This window comes from Gordonia sp. CPCC 205515, from assembly GCF_048537925.1.
In the GTDB taxonomy this organism is placed as follows: domain Bacteria; phylum Actinomycetota; class Actinomycetes; order Mycobacteriales; family Mycobacteriaceae; genus Gordonia.
This window is the reverse complement of record NZ_JBCLVJ010000002.1, coordinates 593,964-615,136: the sequence shown is the minus strand read 5'-3', so window position 1 is coordinate 615,136 and position 21,173 is coordinate 593,964. Positions and strand designations below refer to the sequence as shown.

Here is a 21,173-nt window from a genome sequence, read left to right as displayed (position 1 = left end):
GTGACCGAAACGACCGAAGAAGGGCAGACCGCCGGACCTCGACCCGATCCGGCCGATCCGTCGACGGTGTTGCTCGTCGACCTCGACGGCACCATCACCGACAGTTTCGCCGGCATCGCCAACAGCTTCCGCCACGCGTTGGCAGCGGTGGGCGCCCCCGAACCGACCGAGGACGTGGTCGCCGGGATCGCCGGGCCACCGATGATCGACACGCTCCGCGAGCTCGGGCTCGATCAGCCGACCGCCGATGCGGCGATGACCGCCTACCGGGAGCGCTACACCGAGATCGGCTGGTTGGAGAACGCGGTGTTCGACGGGATGGGCGAGATCCTCGCCGACGTGGCGGCCGATGGGCGCACCTTGGCGGTCGCGACGTCGAAGAACCAGACGACCGCCTGCGCGATCCTCGAACACTTCGGGCTGGCACAGCACTTCCGGGTGATCGCGGGCGCCAGCGACGACGGCACCCGCCGCGCCAAGGCCGACGTGATCGCCCACGCGCTCGATCGGCTCGGCATCACCGACGCGGGAGTGACGTCGACGCCGGTGGTGATGATCGGTGATCGCGCGCACGACGTCGAGGGTGCGGCCCGTTTCGGGATTCCAGCGATCCTCGTCGGATGGGGTTACGCTTTGGCCGGGGAGGGCGAGACGGCGGCGTGGACTGTCGACTCGATTGCAGATCTGCGCGAGGTATTGGGTGTCTGAACAACTACACGTGTGCTTTGTGTGCACCGGCAACATCTGTCGGTCACCCATGGCCCAGAACATTTTCCGTGCGGCGGTCGCCGACGCCGGTCTGGCCGGCCGGGTCAAGGTGAGCAGCGCCGCGACCGGCAGCTGGCACATCGGGGAACCCGCCGACAACCGCGCCCGCACCGAACTGTTGGCGCATGGCTACTCGGATGCCCATGTCGCCGCACAACTCTCGCCGGAGCATTTCGACGCCGACCTGCTCGTCGCGATGGACGCCGGTCACGTGCGCGAACTGGAACGCAAACGCCTGGGCGACAAGGTGCGATTACTGCGCACTTTCGACCCGGATGCGGGGCCCGACGACCTCGACGTCAACGATCCCTATTACGGCACCGGCGAGGATTTTGCGGTGACCCGCCAACAGATCGAGGCGGCGGTGCCCGGCCTGCTCGAGTGGGTGCGCGCCTCGCTCGACGACGCCTGAGCGCCGACCGTCAGGCGGTCGGCGACACCAGGTTGTGCACGAACCGGATCTTGTCCAGCACGGGAGCGGCCAGCACGAACGGATACAGGTCCGGGTGCCCCATGGACCGGTTGATCTGATTGAGCGCCCAGGTCAGCGGTAACCACCACTCGACGAGCTTGTCGAAGCCGACATCCCCGGGTAACACCCGATCCAGCGTCGAACCGGCCGGCGCCATCGCGAATGCCGCTGCGGTGTCCAGGGTGTCGCGGATGTGCAGGTAGTGGGCGAAGGTCTCGGCGAAATCCTCGGCCGGATGCATCGTCGCGTACGACGACACATAGCTCTGTTTCCAGCCGGCCGGCGCGCCTTCGGAGTAGTGGCGGTCCAGTGCCGCCTGATAGTCGTCGTCGGGGTTGCCGAACAGCGCTTCGTAGCCCGGCCGGGTCTCGTCGGTGATGAGCACCATCTGGTAGAAGTGCCCGATCTCGTGACGGAAATGGCCGAGCAGGGTGCGGTAGGGCTCATCGAGTTCGACGCGCATCTGCTCGCGGTGTACGTCGTCGCCCTCGGCCAGGTCGAGGGTGATGACCCCGTTGGCGTGGCCGGTGATCACCGATTCCTCTGCACTCGACAGCAGGTCGAAGGCCAGTCCCGTCGTCGGGTTCTCCTCGCGACCGATGATGGGCAGGCCGAGCTGATCGAGCTCGAGGATCAGCCGGCGTTTGGCGGTTTCGGCCCGCCCGAACTCGGCGAGCGCGTCGGTATCGGTGTCCGCGGGCCGGGTGCGGGTGAGTCGGCAGGACTCGCACAGCGTCGGCACACCCGTCCACGACACGAGCCAGTTGCATTGGGCGACTTTGTTGTTCGCGCATCGTTCGACGAGGTGACCGTCGATCTGGGTGCGGCCCTCGTCGTCGAGCACGTAGATGGTGCGAGTGGGCAGCCAATAGCCGAGTGCACTGTGGCAGTGCAGGCAGAGGCTGTTCTCGAACGACAGGGTCTGGCCACACTTGCGGCAGAGGAAGTCTCGCATTACGCCCACGGTACCTGGGCGGACCGCGTCGCGCCGGGCAGGCTGGGTACGGTTGAAGGGTGCATGTGGTCAAGGCATTCCTGCGCCCGGGATGGATCGTCCTGGGTGTGGTCGTCGTCGCCTTCGCCGCCATGTGCTTCTACGTTCTCGCGCCCTGGCAACTCGGCAAGAACACCGCCACCGAGCACCGCAACGAGCTGATCAAGACCGCGACGAGTACGGACCCGGTGCCCATCGACGAGGTCGCTGCGCCCGGCGCCACCTTCGACCCGAACACCGAGTGGCGGGAAGTGACCGTCACCGGGCGTTACCTGCCTGACAAACAGGTGCTGGTGCGGTTGCGGTCGGTCGATGAGCGGCCTGCGATCGAGGTGCTCACGCCGTTCGCCGTCGACGGCGGTCCGCGAACGGTGCTGGTCGACCGCGGCTACGTTCGCCCCGACCAGAACGCGCTACCCGCGATCCCTGCGCCGCCGACCGGCGAGACCACTATCAACGCCCGCATCCGCAAGTCCGAAGGCACCACGCCGGGTCGCGGGGCGCACACCGAGGCGGGCGCGATGGCGGTCTACACGATCGACCCGGCCGAGGTCACCCGCGCCGAGCAGGTGGGATTGGACCCGTTCTATCTGCAGCTGTCGCCGGGACAGCCCGGCGCGCTGGGTGAGATCCCGATGCCGCAGCTGGACGCGGGCCCCTACCTCTCGTACGGATTGCAGTGGCTGGCGTTCGGCATCATGGCGCCGTTGGGCGCGGGCTACTTCATCTACTCCGAGATCAAGCAACGACGACGCGCCAAGGAGCAGGCGTCGGCAGATCCGTCGGCGCCGGTGACCGAATCGGCCGAACCGGAGAAGCGACGCGACCGAGTGCGCGCCGATCTGCGCGACGCCGGGGTGTCGAGCAGCTCACGGCAACGGTCGGCGATCGGGCACGCCCCCGAGGTCGACGGCACGTCGGAGGATGTGCGCGCCAAACTCACCCGACGCTACGGCGGCTGACCGCGGCCCGCGTTCCCGCGAGACCGGCGGCCCCGATCGCCGCCGCGAGTTGCACACGCCGCGACAGGGTTGCCGCAGCCCGCACATCGCCGGCTCCGGGAGCCGGCCCACTCCCCAGCGTCGGACGCTCTTCGACGCCGTGCCGGTATTCGGTGCGACCGCCCAGTGTCACCCCGAGCGCCCCGGCGAAACTCGCTTCCACCACACCCGCGTTGGGACTCGGGTGTCGTCGGGCATCGGCCCGCCACGCGGCCACCGACCGTCCCGGCGCCCCGCCCAGGGCGGCGACCAGCAGCCCGGTCAGCCGCGCGGGCAGCAGGTTCGCGACGTCGTCGAGGCGGGCCGCGGCCCAGCCGAACCGGCCGTAGCGTTCGTTGCGGTAGCCCACCATCGCGTCCATCGTGTTGATGGTGCGGTAGGCGATCAGCCCGGGCACGCCGGCGATTGCACCCCAGAACAGCGGTGCGACAGTGGCGTCCGAGGTGTTCTCGGCGACCGACTCCACAGCCGCGCGGGCGATTCCGGCGGCGTCGAGGGCTTCGGGATCCCGTCCGCACAGGCTCGGCACCAGGCGACGCGCGGCGATGATGTCGTCCGCGTCGAGATCGTCGGCGACGGCGAGACCGACCCTGGTGAGGGTCGTGCCACCCAGCACCGACCACGTCGTGACCGCGGTCACTCCGACGACCGCCGTACCCGGCAGTCGCGTCGCGAGCACCCCCGCAGCGGCCGCCGCACCGACGCAACCGAGCGCGAACACGGTTCCCGCCGAACGGGAGTCGCGGTAGGTGAGCTGTTCGACGACCCCTATCGCCCGACCCAGTCCGGCCACCGGATGCCACCGCCGGGGGTCGCCGAGAAGCCGGTCGGCCGTGTATCCGAGCAGCAGACCGGCGGCCACGGAGGCAGGTCGATGGGATCGGCGCACGAGCCGATCGTAGACTCGTCCGACGATGGCCAAACACCGCCCCGAGCCCGCAGCGGGCACCTACCGCATCGACACCGGCATGGCCGAACTCACCGAGGACACCGTCGCCGGCGGGTGGCTGCTGACCATCAACGGCGCCCAGCACTCCCACATCCACCCGGACCCATCGGTCCTCGAGTTCGAGTACATGCGGCAGATGGCCGCAGTCATCGACGATCGGTACCCGCTCGACGACCCGCTGCGCATCCTGCATCTGGGCGCCGCCACCTGCGCACTCCCCCGCTACCTCGCCGCGCAGCGGCCCGCCGCCCGTCAGGTCGCCGTCGAGATCGACGCGGAACTCGCCCGCCTGGCGCGCGAATGGTTCGACCTCCCACGCTCGCCGCTGCTGCGTATCCGCGTGGGCGATGCCCGCGAGGTGGTGAGCTCGCTCGCCGAGCACACCCGCGAGATCATCATCCGTGACGCCTTCATCGGCGCCCGGGCCCCACGCCATCTGACGACGCAGGGCTTCCTCCGGCACGTACGACGGGTCCTGGTGCCCGGCGGACTCTACCTCGCGAACTGCGGTGACAACCGCAACCTGATGTTGGCCCGCGCCGAAGTCTCCACCGCGGCAGCCATTTTCGAGCACGTCGCGGTGATCGGCGACGCCGCGATGCTCAAGGGCCGGCGAACCGGCAATCTGGTGATAGCGGCCAGCGACAATCCGATCGAGGACACCCCCGAACTCATCCGCACCCTGCTGAGCGACCCGCAGCCCGCGCAGATACTGGCCGGCCGCCGCGCCCGGGAGTTCGGTTCAGCGGTGGTCTTCCGCGACGATCAGGACGACTGAATCGTCAGTGGGTCATCCGTTCAGATGACAGTTGCTTCTCTCAACTGAAATCTGTATTTGTCACCGCTGAAGAAAAGCACGTACGCAAGTTCGAATCAGATGACGTAGGCGGCGTTCTCGACGATCGCCCGGCCGAACTCCACGTTTCCGTCGATCGTCACTCGGGTGGGATCGGCGCTTCGACGTCCCCCGACGAGCCGGGCGAGATCGATGTCGTCAAGGGTCAGGGTCACGTCGGCCGACTCGTCACCGCCGTCGAAGGCGTCGACCGCCGCAGCCCGCTCCTCCACGACGATCCGCATCTCCCGCGGCGCCACCCCGCCGACCCGGATCAGTATCGAGGTCCCCTGCGGTGTGCGTGCCCGTTTGCCGACCACGAACGGCATCGACGCGGCGATCTCCTCGAGCGCCCAGGTCGTCGGCGCCGCTGCGAGTGACACCGTGGTGGCCGAGCCTGATTCGGTGCTGCTGTCGATGATGTCGATCTCGTGCATCCAGCAGTCGAAGATCCGGATGCGCATGAACCGCCCGTAGGTGTCCGGTCCGGCCGGGGTGATGGTGTCGGCGTCGAAATCGGTTTGGGTCATGGCGCGCAACGCGTTTGTGCGTGCGGCGATGATGTCGGCGAAGGCGGCCATCACCTCGGTCCGTGGGCGATCGCGGAAGTGATCGAGCCACTTCTCGTTCAGTTCGCCGATCGGGTTGCGGACGTGGTCGAGAGCGGCGAGGTCACGACGCACCTCGACATCGCGCCCGGCCAGCATGCTCTCGGTGCCGATGATGTGCGCGATGACGTCGGCGACCGTCCACCCGGGCAACACCGAAGGGGCCGACCATTGTTCGTCGGTCATCGAGGTGGCGATCGCCTCGAGAGCCGACCATTCCTCGACCAGGGCGTCGACGATCGGGGTGATGGGCAGGGCGGTGTGGCTCATCGGACGGGCTCCAGACAACTTTCGGGTGCCGCCACGAGGGAGCAGACCTCGGGTGGCCGGGTGGGTCGGTAGGTCGAGGGCACGCCGCCCCCGGCCGTGATCCCACGATAGGCGGCGACCGCATCGGTCGGTCGTCGGGTCAGCGTGCGGTCGGTTTTCACATCGACGGTGTACAGCCCGAATCGAGGTGTGTAGCTACCCCATTCATAGTTGTCGGTGAGGCTCCAGTAGTTGAATCCGATCACGTTGATGCCGTCGTCGCGGGCCCGCTGCGTCCAGTAGACGAGGTCACGCAGGTGATCGCCGCGCCGGTACCCGTCGGGTCGCGCGGCACCGTTTTCCGTGGGCATGCCGGTCTCCACGACGTAGATCGGTTTCGTCGGGAAGCGACGCGCATACTGGCGCAGCGCGTAGTAGAGGCCGTCCGCCGACACCGGCGCCAACCACGTCTGACCGGCGATCGCGTGCCACGCGTTCAGGTTGCCGGGCGAGACCGAGTAGTAGTAATCGAGGCCGACGAAGTCGAGTTTGTCGGCGATCCGGTCCAGGAGCTGGGTGTCCAAAGCCGGTGCGACGGTGGGGATGTACGCGACGTTCGAGGTGACCATCGCGGTGCGGTCGACGCGATGGATGTGATCGTAGATGGCGCGGTGTACCGCGACGAGGCGGTCGAGCATCACCGGGAGATCCGACGCGGGCAGCCCCCCATTGCGGACTTCCTGGACGGCATAGAACATCGGCTCGTTGATGGTGACCCACAGCGGGTGGTAGCGGGAGTACCGATCGACGACCCGGCGCGCGTTGCGCAGCCAGAGATTCGGCGTCGCCGGGTTCGCCCAGCCTCCGCGCGCGGCCACCCAACCCGGGTAGACCCAGTGGTCGAGGGTGATCATCGGACGCATGCCCGCCGCCACGATGGCGCCGATCATCGAGTCGTAGTAGGCCAATTCGGTGCGGTCGAGTACGCCGGGTCGCGGTTCGAGGCGCGCCCACTCCACGCCGACCCGGTACACGGTGACCCCGAGTCGCGCCGCGAGCGCGATGTCCGCGCGGTAGCGGTGCCGGAAGTCGACGGAGGTGCCGACCTTGTCGTCGGTGCGACCGGCGGCGACGTAGCGAGTCCAGTTGCTGTCGGGCGAGGAGCCCTCGCTCTGGAATCCGGAGGAGGAGACGCCCCACAGGAACCCGGGCGGCAGCGGCGCCGGCCCAGTGCGGTTCGCTACAGGCGCGGCGCTCGTCGACGGTGCGACGACGATGCCGACCGCCGCGACGGCGACGATCAGCGCAGTGAGGACACGCGTGACTCTGGGCACGCAACAGAGAATCTCAGATCGAGGCCGCATCGGAGGTCGGTTTCGCACTACGCTGAGGCCGTGACGGACCGTCGACGCACATTCGGCCACACCTGCGTGGCGTTGTTGTCGATCGCGGTTGTGCTGTTGACCGGGATGCGGGGACGCGCCGACGCCGCACCACAACCGGCCGCCGCCATATGCGGCACGGGATCGTCGGGGTCGACCGGCTCTCTCGGGTCCACCGGGTCGGCCGGTTCCTCGGGGTCCCGCGACCTGTCCGGGCCGGGCCGCACCGAGGTCCGTTCGATGACGGTGGGCGGACTCCAACGCTCCTATCGGATCCACTTTCCCGGCGGCTACAACGGCACCGCCGCGGTACCGTTGATCGTCGCGTTCCATGGACACGCCGAGCAGAGTCGCGACTTCGAGCAGTACTCCGGATTGTCCCGACTCCCGGCGATCGTGCTGTATCCCAACGGCTTACGCGGCACCCGCGGTACCACCTCCTGGCAGGGTGCCCCCTACTCCGCCCGGCGTGCCGACGACCTCGCCTTCACCCGCGCACTCGTCGCGACCACCCGCGCGCGTGAATGCGTCGACCCGGGCCGGATCTACGCGGTGGGTCGCTCCAACGGCGGCGGATTCGTCGGGATGCTCGCGTGCCGGATGCCGGCGATGTTCGCGGCCTACGCCACCGTCAGTGCCGCCTTCTACCTCCCGGCTGCGGCCAACTGTCCTGGTGCAGCACCGGTTTCCCTGATCGACTTCCACGGAACCAGCGACGCGGTCATCCACTACGGCGGCGGCGTGCGGTTCGGGGCGCGGTATCTGTCGGTCGACGCCGCGCTGCACCGCTGGATCACCCGCGCCGGGTGCATCCCGGCTCCGATCGCGGTACCCGCGACCCTCTCCACCATCCGACTCGACTGGCCGCTGTGCGCAGCTCTCGGTCGCGAAGTGGTGCACTACCGCATCGCCGGCGGCACCCACAACTGGCCCAACTCCCCCGGATTCGCTGCCGCAGATAAGATCTGGCAGTTCTTCTGGCTGCATCCGAAGGGGCTGTGAGGTGACGGCAGGCGACGATCGGAGCGGGTCGAATCTGGGGTACTACCGGCTGATCGAACTGATCGGCCGCGGGGGCATGGGGCAGGTCTACCGGGCCAGAGACACTCGCCGCGACCGCGACGTCGCACTCAAGTTGCTGAACCCGGCACTCGCCGACCAGTCCGACTTCCGCGAACGGTTCATGCGGGAGTCGCAGACGGCTGCCCGGCTGAATGATCCGCACGTGATCCCGATCCACGATTGGGGAGAAATCGACGGCCTGTTGTTCATCGATATGCGGCTTGTCGAGGGCCGCAATCTTCGCGACCTGGTGAACGCCGAAGGTCCGCTTCCGGAATCACGTGCGTTGCACATTCTCCGACAGGTCGGCGATGCCTTGGACGCGGCCCACGATGCTGGGTTGATTCACCGTGATGTGAAGCCCGACAACATCATTGTTGACCATCGAGACTTTGCCTATCTCGTCGACTTCGGCTTGGCGCAGGGTCTTACCGATCCGCGAATGACCACAGTCGGAGCCGCGATCGGATCCCTGGCCTACATGGCCCCGGAACGTTTCGGTCCGGATCCTGCGGGGCCGGTCTCGGATATCTACAGCCTGACTTGCGTTCTCTACGAAATGCTCTCCGGCCGACCGGCGTTCCAGGCTCCATCGATAGAGCAGATGATCGCATCTCAACTGCGCGGCGCCGCGCCTCGGTTGAACTCGCCGCTCGATCCGGTGGTGCAACGCGGTATGTCCAAGGTCGCCGACCATCGCTATGCGCGCGCGAGAGATCTGCTCGACGCGGCGCAGGCGGCGATCTCCGGTGCTGCACCTCCCGGTGAAAGCCGACGGCAAGCACAATGGGCGACAACTCACGTGGCAATCCCCGCTCCGTCGACCGACGTCCCAATGCTGGTGGACGACCGCGCGGCGCGCTCCGGCATAGCTCGACCAGTGATCGGAGCAGTCGTTGCCGCCGTTTTGGCGGTCGCGGCCGTGGGATGGTGGTTGGTCGCCGGCCGGTCAGTGCCGAAGGAGACCGATTCTACTTCGCAGCAAGCGATCACCACCGTGACGACCGTGACCTCGACCGACCCGACGTCAATTCGCACAACTGTGACCTCTGAGCAGCCCGCGCCTTCCCAACCACGGTTCAGCACTGGCGATCTGGGCCTCGGTACGCCCATCTCGCGCCCCGCGTGCGACGGGACCGGCATTGTGGTCGTCGGCAACGCGACGGAACCAGCCACCTATCAGACCGAGATCGCTGCCCTACTATCGCGTTATCCAGGGTCGTCTTATCTGCGAACGGACCAGACCTGTCCGTCGCTTCGTCAAAGCCTTGATGGCAACCCGATCTACGCCGCATACTACGTAGCCGGGAAGACCACCGGAGAGATCTGTGCACTCCGCGGCCAGATCGGTGGCAACGCGTATGGCAAGTGGCTGGACATGAGCTCACCACCTGACCACCAGATCTCATGTGGGTGAGGACAGGCGCGACAGCCGAAACTGTCACACCCCCAACGTATCCTGAACCCACAAGCACGAAACACCGCTCGGGGGAACACCAATGCTCACCACGCAGGACCTGCACCCGCTCGCCACCGAACTCACCGCCATGCCGCCGGCCGACACCGAATCCGACGCCATCGACCGACTGACGCTCCTCGAGACCATCAAGGCCGCCGCCACCGCCGCTCAGGCCCGCGACACCGCCCGCCTCGACGAATTGCGCTGCGCCGACGAAGAACAACGTAAAGTACCGAAATCGCGACGCGGACGCGGCCTGGCCGCCGAGGTCGGTCTCGCGCGGAAGGCCTCACCCCAGAAGGGTGCCCAGTATCTCGGGTTCGCCCGTGCCCTGGTCCACGAGATGCCGCACACGAGATCACGTCTGGCGACCGGTGAGCTCACCGAATGGCGTGCCACCATCCTGGTACGCGAAACCGCTTATCTCACGCGCGAATCCCGCGAGGAGATCGACCGCCGCATGTGCGCCGACACCGACACCCTCGACGGGATGAGTGACAGGCAGGTCGAGGCGACCGCGAAAGCCCATGCTTACGAACTCGAACCCCGCGCAGTGGTGGCGCGCGGCGCGAAGGCGACGAAGGACCGCCGGGTCAGCACCCGCCCCGCGCCCGACCTCATGACCTCGGTCACCGCACTTCTGCCGATGGCCCAGGGCATCTCAGTGTACGCCGCACTCAAGCAGCACGCCGACTCGATCGTCGGCGGCGATGAGCGCACCCGTGACCAGATCATGGCCGACACCCTCGTCGAGCGGGTCACCGGACAGGCGACCGCCGAAGCGGTGCCGGTCGCGGTCGACGTCGTCATCTCCGTCTCGGCGCTGCTCGGCGGCTCCGAAGAACCCGCCCACGTACCCGGCCACGGGACCATCCCCGCGCAGATAGCCCGCGAGATGATCGCCGCCGGCCTCGTGGACGAGGCCGAGGCCCACTCGACCCTTCGTCGACTCTTCGCCCGTCCCGCCGACGGCGCACTGGTCTCCATGGAATCGGCCGCTCGAGCGTTCCCGAAGTCGTTGGCCCACTTCATCACTGTCCGCGACCGTTACTGCCGCACCCCGTACTGCGGCGCGACGATCGCCGAGATCGACCACGCCCGCCCACATCATGACGGCGGCGAGACCAGCGCCCGCAACGCCGACGGCACCTGCCGCATCCACAACCGGGCCAAGGAGATGTCCGGATGGCACTACCGCACCGTCGACACCCGAACCGGTCACCTCCTCGAGACCATCACCCCGACCGGACACGCTCACCGCAGCAGCGCACCCGCCGTCGTCGGACATCACCCGGCGACGGTCAGTCGCGTCGAAAACCGACTGCTGGCCCTGCTCAACGCCGCGTAGACGCAGCGCGTCCGAGGCGCGGCTAGCCTGGAACCATGAGCACCGACCTCCCCACCATCGAGCTCAACTCCGGCGCACTGATCCCCCAGCTCGGTCTGGGGGTGTGGCAGGCCGACGACGCCGACACCGAACGCGCCGTGCGGTATGCCATCGGCACCGCGGGCTACCGGCACGTCGACACCGCCGCCGCGTACGGCAACGAGGCAGCCGTCGGCAAGGCGTTGGCGGCCTCGGGTGTCGACCGGTCCGAGGTGTTCGTGACCACCAAGCTCTGGAATGCCGACCACGGCCGGGATCGGGCTCTCGCGGCAATCGACGCCAGCCTGGACCGACTCGGACTCGACCGTGTCGACCTCTACCTGATCCACTGGCCACTGCAGAACCACGACCGGATGATCGACACCTGGCGCGCCCTCATCGACATCCGCGACGCGGGCAAGGCGACGACCATCGGGGTATCGAACTTCGAGCCGCATCACCTCACCGCGATCATCGACGCCACCGGCGTAGTCCCGGCAGTGAATCAGGTCGAACTGCATCCCCGGCATGCGCAACGCGAGTTGCGTGCGTTCTGCGCCGGGCACGGGATCGCCGTCGAGGCTTGGAGTCCGCTCGGCGGTAGTGGCAGCGGCTGGGGATCGAAGTCGACGCCGAACACCCTGCTCACCGACCCGACGCTGACGACGATCGCCGACAAGCACGGCACCTCGACCGCGCGGGTGATGATCCGCTGGCACCTGCAGAACGGGATCATCGCGATCCCGAAGTCCGTGCACGAGGAGCGGATCGCGCAAAACATCGATGTGCTCGACTTCGAACTCGACGGTGACGATCTGGCCACCATCGACCGCCTCGACGTCGGTGAACGAGTGGGCGCTCATCCCGACGAACTGAATCTCGGCGCACCCAAGGACTGACCGAGTTCCCTATTGCGGACACTCATTGTCCGCAGTACCCGGCATGATGACAGACATGCTGGAAACCTCCGCCCGACTCCTCGCGCTGCTGACGCTGTTGCAGACCCGGCGCGAGTGGTCGGGTGCGGAGCTGGCCGATCGCCTCGAGATCACCACCCGCACGGTGCGTCGTGACGTCGACAAGCTGCGCGAACTCGGGTATCCCGTGGGCGCCACCGTCGGCGTGGGCGGCGGCTACCGACTCGGAGCCGGCGCCGAGATGCCGCCACTGCTCCTGGATGACCAGGAAGTCCTCGCAGTTGCGTTGGGACTCAACGAGATCACCACCGGTTCAGTAGCGGACATGGCCGAGGCGTCGGCCGGCGCACTCACCAAGTTGCGGCAGGTGATGCCGTCGCGGCTACGGCATCGACTCGACAGCCTCAGCACCGACGCCGTACCGCGCGAGCAGCGCACCTCGGTGTCCGCCGAGGTACTCGCCGAGATCGCCACCGCCTGCCATCGGACCGAGCGATTGCGGTTCGACTACCGGAAGAGCAATGGCGAGGAGAGCCGCCGCGAGGTGGAACCGTACCGACTCGTCCGCAGCGGTCTGCGCTGGTATCTGATCGGCTGGGATCTGGCACGCGAGGACTGGCGCTCGTTCCGGGTCGACCGGATGGAACCCAAGACACCGACCGGGCCGCGCTTCACACCGCGGGAGTTGCCCGACGGCGGTGCCACCGGCCTGCTCACGCGCAGCCTCGGTGCGGTGTACCGGAAGGCGTCGGCGCGGGTGCGCATCCACGCGCCGCTGGATCAGGTGGCCACGATGGTCCACGACGAGTGGGGCACCATCGAGGCCGGCGACGAGCAGTCGTGTGAACTCACCCTCTACAGCACCTCGTTGAGCGGCATCGCAAGGTGGCTGCACGCGTTCGACGCCGACTTCACCATCGTCGATCCACCGGCACTACTCGACGAATGCCGTGCCGTCGCAGGCCATCACGAAAAACTGGCCGCCCGGTACCGACGTGCCGCCGGAGAACTGTGAGAGCGTCGCCAGAAGTGTTGGCGGACATGGTCCGCCGTCTCGAGCGCGCCGGCTGCGTCTTCGCCGACGAAGAGGGAGCCATACTGGTCGACCATGCCGCCGATCGCGCCGACCTCGACGCACTCGCCGCCCGACGCGTCGCCGGTGAACCGCTCGAGGTGATCGTCGGTTGGGTGTCGTTCGCCGGTCTGCGCGTGCAGATCGACACCGGTGTCTTCGTACCCCGCCGGCGCACCCTGCTGCTGGTCGAGCAGGCGATTGCCTGCGCCCACCCCGGCAACGCCGTCGTCGACCTTTGCTGCGGCAGCGGCGCGATCGGCCTGGCCGTCGCCCACGCCGTTCCCGGCATCGACCTGCACGCCTGCGATGTCGATCCCGTCGCCGTGCGCTGCGCCGCACGCAACCTCGCCGGGATCGGGGCGGCCACCTACTGCGGCGACCTCTTCGGCCCACTCCCCGATCGGCTGCGCGGCCACGTCGACCTCGTCGTCGTCAACGCGCCGTACGTACCCACCGACGAAATCGCGTTCATGCCGCCCGAGGCACGCGACCACGAACCGCGGCACACCCTCGACGGCGGACCCGACGGCGTCGACATCCATCGACGGGTCGCCGCCGAGGTGACCGACTGGCTGCGGCCGGGCGGATCTTTGCTGATCGAAACCAGCAAGCCCCAGGCGCCCCTGACCTCGGCGGCGCTCGCGGAGGCAGGCTTGACCACGAGTGTCGCCACCTCCGACGAGTTGTCCGCGACGGTGGCTATCGGCCGGTTTGGGATCGAGCGCCCGACCCGCTAGATTCGTGACTTGGCGCTCACCGATCCGGCGGGTCGACGGTCGCCGCCCGCGCGTATAGCTCAGCGGTAGAGCTCTGGTCTTACACACCAGCGGTCAGGGGTTCGAATCCCTTTGCGCGCACCGGATGACAGCGAGCTACTCGGCCGCCGCCAACGCCTTCCCCCACAGCGCAGAATCCCGCGCTTCCCCGGGTCCGACCTCATCGGCGAACACGATGGTGCCGTCGCGATCGACCACAAACGTGCCGCGGTTGGAGTACCCGGCGTCGTCGTTGAACACCCCGTAGGCCTGGGCCACTTCGCCGTGCGGCCAGAAGTCGGCGAGGATCGGGAACAGGAAGCCCTGCGCCGATGACCACACCTTGTGCGGCGGCGGCGCGGCGACCGAGACCGCGATCGTGTGCAGGTCGTCGTTCTCGAAATCACCGAGGTGATCGCGGATGTATCCGAGCTCCCCCTGGCAGGTGCCGGTGAATGCCATCGGGAAGAACACGATGAGCACCTTGCCGGTTTCCAGCAGCCCGCTCAGCGACACACGTTGGTTGTTCTGGTCGCGCAACTCGAAGTCTGGTGCTCGATCGCCGACGGCGAGAACGCTCATGCGCGCTTACGCGACTTCGGCTGCACCAGACGCGACCCCGACCAGTCGCCGAGACTGACCACATTGGTTTGGGTGAGACCAGCGGTCGGCGCCGATTCGGCGATCTCGCTCGGATCGACGTGCCCGGCCTGGCCGGTCTTCGGGGAGAGAACCCACACGTACCCGTCGTCGGCGAGCGGGGTGATGGCATCCATCAACGCGTCGACCAGGTCGCCGTCGCCGTCACGCCACCACAGCACAACCACGTCGATGACCTCATCGGAGTCCTCATCGAGCATCTCCTCGCCGATGACGTCCTCGATGTCGGCCCGGAGGTCGTCGTCGGTGTCCTCGTCCCAACCCACTTCTTGGACCACCATGCCCGAGGTGAAACCGAGCTTGTGACCGGCACCCCCAGCGCCGCTGGACTCTGTGGCGGCTACCACCGCGTGCGACCTCCTCCGATAAGAATGTGTCTGAGCATGTGACTCTCGACCTAGGGAACAGCCTAGAGGCTCATGGTGCAACCCGAACAGAGGCACGGCCAACAATCCGCACGGATACCGCCCTATCCGGTGGGGCTCGGGGCGGGCGGCGGAGCCGTACTCGGGGGCGGTGGCGGTGGGAGATACACGCCACAACTGGTCAGCAGCGCCTGCTTGTCGCGGTTCCACTGCTCGGCGACCGGGTTCAATCCGACGAGTCGCTTCTGCGCGATGGCGTCCGCAAGACGTCCGGTACTGCCGAGAAATGCGTTCGCCGGACCGCCGACATCCGGTGGCGTGGCCTCGGTCAGTGTGGCCCGGATCTGATCGGCACCCGTCGTGAGACTGGTGCGCGCCGTACCGGCGAGCCCGCCGACCGCGGCGTAGTCATCGGTGTCGTTGAGCCGGTTCACGAAGCCGTTGTAATCGCGCACCATCACCCCGGTCGAGGTCATCGTCTGCCGGCAGAGGGCTACGGCGCTGTCCGTCCGCGCGGCGGCCGCGCGGGAGACCGACATCTCCGACCGGTACGACGAGACTTCCGCCGACGGCGCCCCCGCCGATCCGTCGACCGTTGTGGCGCAGGCGGACAACCCGGCGGCGAGCACCACAAGGCCGCAGACGGTCGGCCACAGCCGATTGTCCGGTCGCGTCGCCATCGTTTCTCCTGACCCGTGAGTAACAAACAAGGAAACGCTACCGCAGGTGGGAGCGGGTGACGAGGAACATAGCCCAACCGACGAAATGTCTGAGGACATACGGCACGATAAGGGTGGGATAACGCGCACCGACATCATGGGACGCGTACCCAAGCGTCATCGAAACGCCGGCACCACCGTGCCCGGCAGACCGAGGGAGTAGGCATCACAGTGACCGAACAGGCAGAGCAGAAGACCGCCACGCGCGCCGCCGACCCCGAGCGGGTCCGCGTCATCCGGGAAGGCGTGGCATCTCATCTGCCCGACATCGACCCCGATGAAACCGCCGAGTGGCTGGAATCGTTCGACGGACTGATCGAGAACGCCGGACCCGCGCGCGCTCGCTACCTGATGCTGCGGATGCTCGAGCGCGCCAGCGAACAGCACGTGTCGCTGCCGTCGCTGACCTCGACCGACTACGTCAACACCATCCCCACCGACCTCGAACCGTGGTTCCCCGGCGACGAGACCGTCGAGCGCCGCTTCCGCCGCATCGTGCGCTGGAACGCCGCGATCATGGTGCACCGCGCGCAGCGGCCGGGCGTCGGCGTCGGTGGCCACATCTCCACCTACGCCTCGTCGGCAACGCTGTACGAGGTCGGCTTCAACCACTTCTTCCGCGGCCCCGATCACCCCGGCGGCGGCGACCAGATCTTCTTCCAGGGCCACGCCTCCCCCGGCATCTACGCCCGCGCATTCCTCGAGGGCCGCATCGACGAAGCCCGGATGGACGGCTTCCGCCAGGAACACAGCCACGCCGGCGAGGGCGGCGGCCTGCCGTCGTACCCGCACCCGCGGCTGATGCCGGACTTCTGGCAGTTCCCCACGGTGTCGATGGGCCTGGGCCCGATGAACGCCATCTACCAGGCGCGTTTCAACCACTACCTGCACGACCGCGGCATCAAGGACACCTCCGACCAGCACGTCTGGGCATTCCTCGGCGACGGTGAGATGGACGAGACCGAGTCGCGCGGCTTCGCCAGTTTCGCCGCGACCGAGGGTCTCGACAACCTCACCTTCGTCATCAACTGCAACCTGCAGCGCCTCGACGGCCCGGTCCGCGGCAACGGCAAGATCATCCAGGAACTCGAGTCCTTCTTCCGCGGCGCCGGCTGGAACGTGATCAAGGTGATCTGGGGCCGTGAGTGGGACAAGCTGTTCTACGCCGACCGCGACGGCGCGCTGGTCAACCTGATGAACGTCACCCCCGACGGCGACTTCCAGGGCTACCGCGCCAACGACGGCGCCTTCATCCGCGAGCACTTCTTCAACCGGGACCCGCGGACCAAGGAACTCGTCAAGGACATGACCGACGCACAGATCTGGGAGATGAAGCGCGGCGGCCACGACTACCGCAAGGTGTACGGCGCGTACGCAGCCGCGATGGCACACAAGGGGCAACCGACGGTGATCCTTGCCCACACCATCAAGGGCTACCTGCTCGGCACGCACTTCGAGGGCCGCAACGCGACCCACCAGATGAAGAAGCTCACGCTCGACGACCTCAAGGCGTTCCGCGACAACAACCGCATCCCGATCACCGACAAGCAACTCGACGCCGATCCGTACCTGCCGCCGTACTACCACCCGGGGGCCGACGACGAGGTCATCGAGTACATGATGGATCGCCGCAAGGCGCTCGGCGGCTCGCTGCCGGCACGCCGCGCGAAGTCCAAGGTGCTCAAGCCCGACGTGGCCCCCGCACTGAAGACCTCGGGCAAGGGCTCGGGCAAGCAGCAGGTCGCGACCACCATGGCGCTGGTCCGCATCTTCAAAGACCTGTTGCGCGACAAGGAGATCGGCAAGCGCATCGTGCCGATCATCCCCGACGAGGCCCGCACCTTCGGTATGGACTCGTGGTTCCCGACGCTCAAGATCTACAACCGCAACGGTCAGATGTACACGTCGGTCGACGCTGAATTGATGCTCGCCTACAAGGAGAGCACCGAGGGTCAGATCCTGCACGAGGGCATCAACGAGGCCGGCTCGGCTGCGTCGTTCGCGGCGGTCGGTACGTCGTACTCCACGCAGGACGAACCGATGATTCCCGTCTACATCTTCTACTCGATGTTCGGGTTCCAGCGGACCGGCGACAGCTTCTGGGCCGCCGCCGATCAGATGGCACGCGGTTTCGTCATCGGCGCGACCGCCGGCCGCACCACGCTGACCGGTGAGGGACTGCAGCACGCCGATGGACATTCGCCGCTGCTCGCCGCGACCAACCCCGCGGTGGTGGCCTACGACCCGGCGTTCGCATACGAACTCGGCCACATCATCACCGACGGACTCGAGCGCATGTACGGCGAGAACGCGGAGAACATCTTCTACTACATCACCGTCTACAACGAGCCGATCAGTCAGCCGGCCCGCCCGGAGAACCTCGACGTCGCCGGTGTCCTCAAGGGCATCTACCTGCACCAGCAGGCACCCGAGGGCAAGCAGTATCCCGCCAACATCTTGGTGTCGGGTGTGACCATGCCCGACGCCCTGCGCGCGGCGGAGGTGCTCGCCGAGGAGTGGAACGTGGGCGCCAACGTGTACTCGGTGACCTCGTGGAGCGAACTCGCCCGCGACGGCGTCGAGGCCGACCGCAACGCGGTCCGGGAGCCGGCGGCCGACCATGCGCGGCCGTACCTGACCGAGGTACTCGCCGACGTGCCCGGCCCGTGCGTCGCGGTCAGCGACTACATGCGCGGGGTGCAGGAACAGATCCGCGCCTACGTGCCCGGCACCTATCTGACGCTGGGTACCGACGGCTTCGGCTTCTCCGACACCCGGCCGGCCGCACGACGGTTCTTCAACGTCGACGCCGACTCGATCGTCGTGGGTGTGCTCGTCGCGCTGGCCCGGGATGGACACATCCCGGCGAGCGTCGCGCAGGAGGCTGCCGACAAGTACCAGATCACCGACGTCGCGGCGGCGCCCGAGCAGACGAGTGATCCCGGGGTCGCCTGACCGCTGACATCCCGCAGAGCGCTTCGGCACGACCTGAGGGTCGTGCCGAAGCGTCGTATGGCCGGGTCGGTTCAACCGTCCCGGCGGTAGGTTGAACAGATGAGCGATGCTCGGGTGAATCAAGAGCCGCCGCACACCGATGTGTTCGGCGCGCGTGGCGCCCACGTCCCGGCTCCGGCCACCGTGCACGACGCGTTGCCCGACACACTGCTGCGGCGGGTGAAGCAGTACAGCGGCCGCCTCGCGACCGAGGCCGTGCACTCGATGCAGGACCAGTTGCCCTACTTCGGTGACCTCGACGCCGCGCAGCGCGCGAGCGTGCAGTTGGTCGTGCAGACGGCCGTGGTCAATTTCGTCGAATGGATTCAGGACCCCGAGGGCAACGTCAAGTTCACGGTTCAGGCGTTCCAGGTGGTGCCCCAGGACCTGGCCCGACGGATCACGCTGCTGCAGACCGTGGAGATGGTCCGCGTCGCGATGGAGTTCTTCGAGAAGTGGCTCCCGCTGCTGGCCCGCAACGACGCCCAACTCCGCGCGCTGACCGAGTCGGTGTTGCGGTACGGCCGCGAGATCGGGTTCGCCGCGGCGTCGATCTATGCCTCGGCCGCCGAATCACGCGGTGCCTGGGACTCCCGGCTGGAGGCGCTCGTCGTCGACGCCGTGGTCCGCGGCGACACCGGCGCGCAACTCCAATCGCGGGCGGCCGCACTCAACTGGGACTTCGAAGCACCGGCCACGGTGATCGTCGGTGCACCACCGCCGGAACGGAACGTGTCGGTGCCGCTGGCGATCCACAACACCGCCAAGCAATACGACCGCTCGGCACTGTCGGTGGTGCAGGGTAGCTTTCTCGTCGCCATCGTCAGCGGTCCGATCCGGACGAACGAACGCTTCGTCACCGAACTCCTCCAACAGTTCGCCGACGGTCCTGTCGTGATCGGGCCGACGATGTCGAACCTGAGCAGTGCGCACACCAGCGCGACGGAGGCGATGTCGGCGATCGCTGCCGTCGTCGGGTGGCCGAACGCCCCGCGGCCGGTCCACAGTTCCGAGTTGTTGCCCGAGCGGGCACTCAATGGGGACACCGCGGCTGTGACCGCTCTCACAGAGACATTGGTGCGCCCACTCGCCAAGGGCGGCCCGACGCTCAACACCACCCTCGAGGCGTACCTCGATTCCGGGGGCTCCGTGGAGAGCTGCGCGCGCGAACTGTATATCCATCCAAATACTGTCCGGTACCGACTAAAGAAAATTGCGGAAATTACAGGACGTGATCCAACTAACCCTCGCGACGCCTATGTCCTCCGGGTGGCCGCGACGGTGGGTCGATTGACACACTTGCAGAACGAATCGCGAACTCTCGCCACATAGGACTCACCAGTAACAAGAGAAAATCGGCATTTGTCCTGATGAGCCTCATTTGGGCACGATTTGGTAACGCATCTCAGAGTGATGACGAACCAGCCACCTGTTAGATCAAGTTTGTGGGAACCCTACAAATCCTTGCGATAAGGTTCATGCGGCTCAACACCCACAAAACCCGATCGGACGGTGTTCTCTAGTCACGTGCTGTCAATCCTTGCGCCCGGACAGGGCTCCCAGACCCCCGGAATGCTGACCCCGTGGTTGGACCTTCCCGGTGCCCGCGATCAACTCGCGACGTGGTCCAAGCTCACCCGCTTGGACCTCGAGGCGCTCGGCACCACGGCCACCGCCGAGGAGATCACCGACACCGCGATCACTCAGCCGCTCGTCGTCGTCGCGGCCCTGCTGGCCTTCGACGAACTCAACAAGCGCACCCCGCTGCCCGACGACGCGATCGTCGCGGGTCACTCCGTCGGTGAACTGGCCGCCGCCGCGATCACCGGAGTCATCACCGCCGACGAGGCCGTCAACCTGGCGGCGATCCGCGGCGCCGAGATGGCCAAGGCATGCGCGCTGGAGCCCACCGTCATGGCCGCCGTCCTCGGTGGCGACGAGGCCGAGGTGCTCGCCCGCCTCGAGGAACTCGATCTCGTGCCCGCCAACCGCAACGCGGTCGGCCAGATCGTCGCCGCCGGCACGGTCGAGGCCATCGACGAACTCATCGCCAACCCGCCCGCCAAGGCGCGCACGCGCAAGCTGGCCGTCGCGGGCGCGTTCCACACCCGCTACATGTCCCCCGCGCAGGACGCGGTCGCCGAAGCGGCGGCGAAGATCACGCCCGCCGACCCCGATCGCACACTGCTCTCGAATTCCGACGGCCTGCCTGTAACGAATGGCGCCGACGCACTGAAGAAACTAGTGGGACAGGTCTGCAAACCCGTCCGTTGGGACCTCTGCTCCGCCTACATGCGTGAGCACGCCGCCACTGCCGTCGTCGAGTTGCCGCCCGCAGGCACGCTCGTCGGCATCGCCAAACGAGAGTTGAAGGGCACGCCGCAACTTGCGCTCAAGACCCCCGACGACCTCGACAACATCGCAGAACTTGGATAGCGGTCACGGCCAGTGGCCGTGACCACCCGGAACCGGTTCGACCGGTGGTCCAAACATCCGCGGGCACGACGTCCGCGGGTGTCCGGAGACATTTTCACGCGAAATCA

General features: G+C 67.3%; 20 protein-coding genes and 1 tRNA gene. 14 read left to right on the top strand and 7 right to left on the bottom strand.

Annotation, left to right across the window (positions count from 1 at the left end; translation table 11 throughout):
- Both AAFP30_RS03215 and AAFP30_RS03210 read left to right on the top strand, forming a co-directional pair.
- Positions 1-708, top strand: coding sequence for an HAD hydrolase-like protein (locus AAFP30_RS03215; RefSeq protein ID WP_419228376.1), 708 nt, complete (start codon positions 1-3; stop codon positions 706-708).
- Positions 701-1,180: a low molecular weight protein-tyrosine-phosphatase gene (locus AAFP30_RS03210; RefSeq protein ID WP_419228375.1), complete on the top strand. Its 480-nt coding sequence runs from the start codon at positions 701-703 to the stop codon at positions 1,178-1,180. The genes AAFP30_RS03215 and AAFP30_RS03210 overlap by 8 nt, the downstream gene beginning before the upstream one ends.
- 10 nt (positions 1,181-1,190) lie before the next feature.
- Here the strand turns inward: AAFP30_RS03210 and AAFP30_RS03205 are convergent, their stop codons facing one another.
- On the bottom strand, positions 1,191-2,195 hold the full coding sequence (locus AAFP30_RS03205; protein WP_419228374.1) for a zinc-binding metallopeptidase family protein: 1,005 nt from the start codon (positions 2,193-2,195) through the stop codon (positions 1,191-1,193).
- A 59-nt stretch (positions 2,196-2,254) separates the two neighbouring features.
- Here AAFP30_RS03205 and AAFP30_RS03200 point away from each other — a divergent pair, with 59 nt between their 5' ends.
- Positions 2,255-3,196 (top strand): SURF1 family protein, encoded by a 942-nt coding sequence (locus AAFP30_RS03200; protein ID WP_419228373.1) that lies wholly within the window; start codon positions 2,255-2,257, stop codon positions 3,194-3,196.
- Here the strand turns inward: AAFP30_RS03200 and AAFP30_RS03195 are convergent.
- Complete coding sequence (locus AAFP30_RS03195; protein ID WP_419228372.1) at positions 3,174-4,124, bottom strand: cobalamin biosynthesis protein; 951 nt, start codon at positions 4,122-4,124, stop codon at positions 3,174-3,176. The genes AAFP30_RS03200 and AAFP30_RS03195 overlap by 23 nt on opposite strands.
- A gap of 25 nt (positions 4,125-4,149) precedes the next feature.
- Here AAFP30_RS03195 and AAFP30_RS03190 point away from each other — a divergent pair, with 25 nt between their 5' ends.
- Entirely contained in the window at positions 4,150-4,962 is an 813-nt protein-coding gene (locus tag AAFP30_RS03190; RefSeq protein WP_419228371.1) for a spermidine synthase, read from the top strand.
- 95 nt (positions 4,963-5,057) lie between these two features.
- On the opposite strand, the gene AAFP30_RS03185 is transcribed toward AAFP30_RS03190, so the two are convergent.
- Both AAFP30_RS03185 and AAFP30_RS03180 read right to left on the bottom strand, forming a co-directional pair.
- On the bottom strand, positions 5,058-5,897 hold the full coding sequence (locus AAFP30_RS03185) for a maleylpyruvate isomerase family mycothiol-dependent enzyme (RefSeq protein WP_419228370.1): 840 nt from the start codon (positions 5,895-5,897) through the stop codon (positions 5,058-5,060).
- Positions 5,894-7,240: a family 1 glycosylhydrolase gene (locus AAFP30_RS03180; protein ID WP_419228369.1), complete on the bottom strand. Its 1,347-nt coding sequence runs from the start codon at positions 7,238-7,240 to the stop codon at positions 5,894-5,896. Before AAFP30_RS03180 ends, AAFP30_RS03185 begins: the two co-directional genes overlap by 4 nt.
- A 30-nt stretch (positions 7,241-7,270) precedes the next feature.
- Between AAFP30_RS03180 and AAFP30_RS03175 the strand changes: the two genes are divergently transcribed.
- From AAFP30_RS03175 to AAFP30_RS03145, 7 genes are all read left to right on the top strand, one after another.
- Positions 7,271-8,260 (top strand): alpha/beta hydrolase family esterase, encoded by a 990-nt coding sequence (locus AAFP30_RS03175; RefSeq protein ID WP_419228368.1) that lies wholly within the window; start codon positions 7,271-7,273, stop codon positions 8,258-8,260.
- Between the two features lies 1 nt (position 8,261).
- Positions 8,262-9,737: a serine/threonine-protein kinase gene (locus AAFP30_RS03170; RefSeq protein WP_419228367.1), complete on the top strand. Its 1,476-nt coding sequence runs from the start codon at positions 8,262-8,264 to the stop codon at positions 9,735-9,737.
- An 82-nt stretch (positions 9,738-9,819) separates the two neighbouring features.
- Complete coding sequence (locus tag AAFP30_RS03165) at positions 9,820-11,127, top strand: HNH endonuclease signature motif containing protein (protein WP_419228366.1); 1,308 nt, start codon at positions 9,820-9,822, stop codon at positions 11,125-11,127.
- Positions 11,128-11,162: 35 nt separating this feature from the next.
- Positions 11,163-12,044: an aldo/keto reductase gene (locus AAFP30_RS03160; protein WP_419228365.1), complete on the top strand. Its 882-nt coding sequence runs from the start codon at positions 11,163-11,165 to the stop codon at positions 12,042-12,044.
- Between the two features lie 55 nt (positions 12,045-12,099).
- On the top strand, positions 12,100-13,077 hold the full coding sequence (locus AAFP30_RS03155) for a helix-turn-helix transcriptional regulator (protein ID WP_419228364.1): 978 nt from the start codon (positions 12,100-12,102) through the stop codon (positions 13,075-13,077).
- A 26-nt stretch (positions 13,078-13,103) separates the two neighbouring features.
- On the top strand, positions 13,104-13,874 hold the full coding sequence (locus AAFP30_RS03150; protein ID WP_419228363.1) for a putative protein N(5)-glutamine methyltransferase: 771 nt from the start codon (positions 13,104-13,106) through the stop codon (positions 13,872-13,874).
- Positions 13,875-13,922: 48 nt separating this feature from the next.
- A tRNA-Val gene (locus AAFP30_RS03145) sits at positions 13,923-13,994 on the top strand.
- Positions 13,995-14,009: 15 nt separating this feature from the next.
- Here the strand turns inward: AAFP30_RS03145 and AAFP30_RS03140 are convergent.
- From AAFP30_RS03140 to AAFP30_RS03130, 3 genes are all read right to left on the bottom strand, one after another.
- Positions 14,010-14,474, bottom strand: a complete 465-nt coding sequence (locus tag AAFP30_RS03140; protein WP_419228362.1) for a peroxiredoxin — start codon at positions 14,472-14,474, stop codon at positions 14,010-14,012.
- Entirely contained in the window at positions 14,471-14,899 is a 429-nt protein-coding gene (locus AAFP30_RS03135) for a DUF3052 domain-containing protein (RefSeq protein WP_419228361.1), read from the bottom strand. Before AAFP30_RS03135 ends, AAFP30_RS03140 begins: the two co-directional genes overlap by 4 nt.
- Positions 14,900-15,021: 122 nt before the next feature.
- Positions 15,022-15,597, bottom strand: a complete 576-nt coding sequence (locus AAFP30_RS03130) for a hypothetical protein (RefSeq protein WP_419228360.1) — start codon at positions 15,595-15,597, stop codon at positions 15,022-15,024.
- Positions 15,598-15,807: 210 nt separating this feature from the next.
- Between AAFP30_RS03130 and aceE the strand changes: the two genes are divergently transcribed.
- From aceE to AAFP30_RS03115, 3 genes are all read left to right on the top strand, one after another.
- A complete protein-coding gene (aceE, locus tag AAFP30_RS03125; protein ID WP_419228359.1) occupies positions 15,808-18,591 on the top strand; it encodes a pyruvate dehydrogenase (acetyl-transferring), homodimeric type in 2,784 nt (927 codons plus the stop codon).
- 99 nt (positions 18,592-18,690) lie between these two features.
- A complete protein-coding gene (locus AAFP30_RS03120) occupies positions 18,691-19,962 on the top strand; it encodes a PucR family transcriptional regulator (protein WP_419228358.1) in 1,272 nt (423 codons plus the stop codon).
- Between the two features lie 195 nt (positions 19,963-20,157).
- Positions 20,158-21,066, top strand: coding sequence for an ACP S-malonyltransferase (locus tag AAFP30_RS03115; protein ID WP_419228357.1), 909 nt, complete (start codon positions 20,158-20,160; stop codon positions 21,064-21,066).
- Positions 21,067-21,173 lie beyond the last annotated feature (107 nt).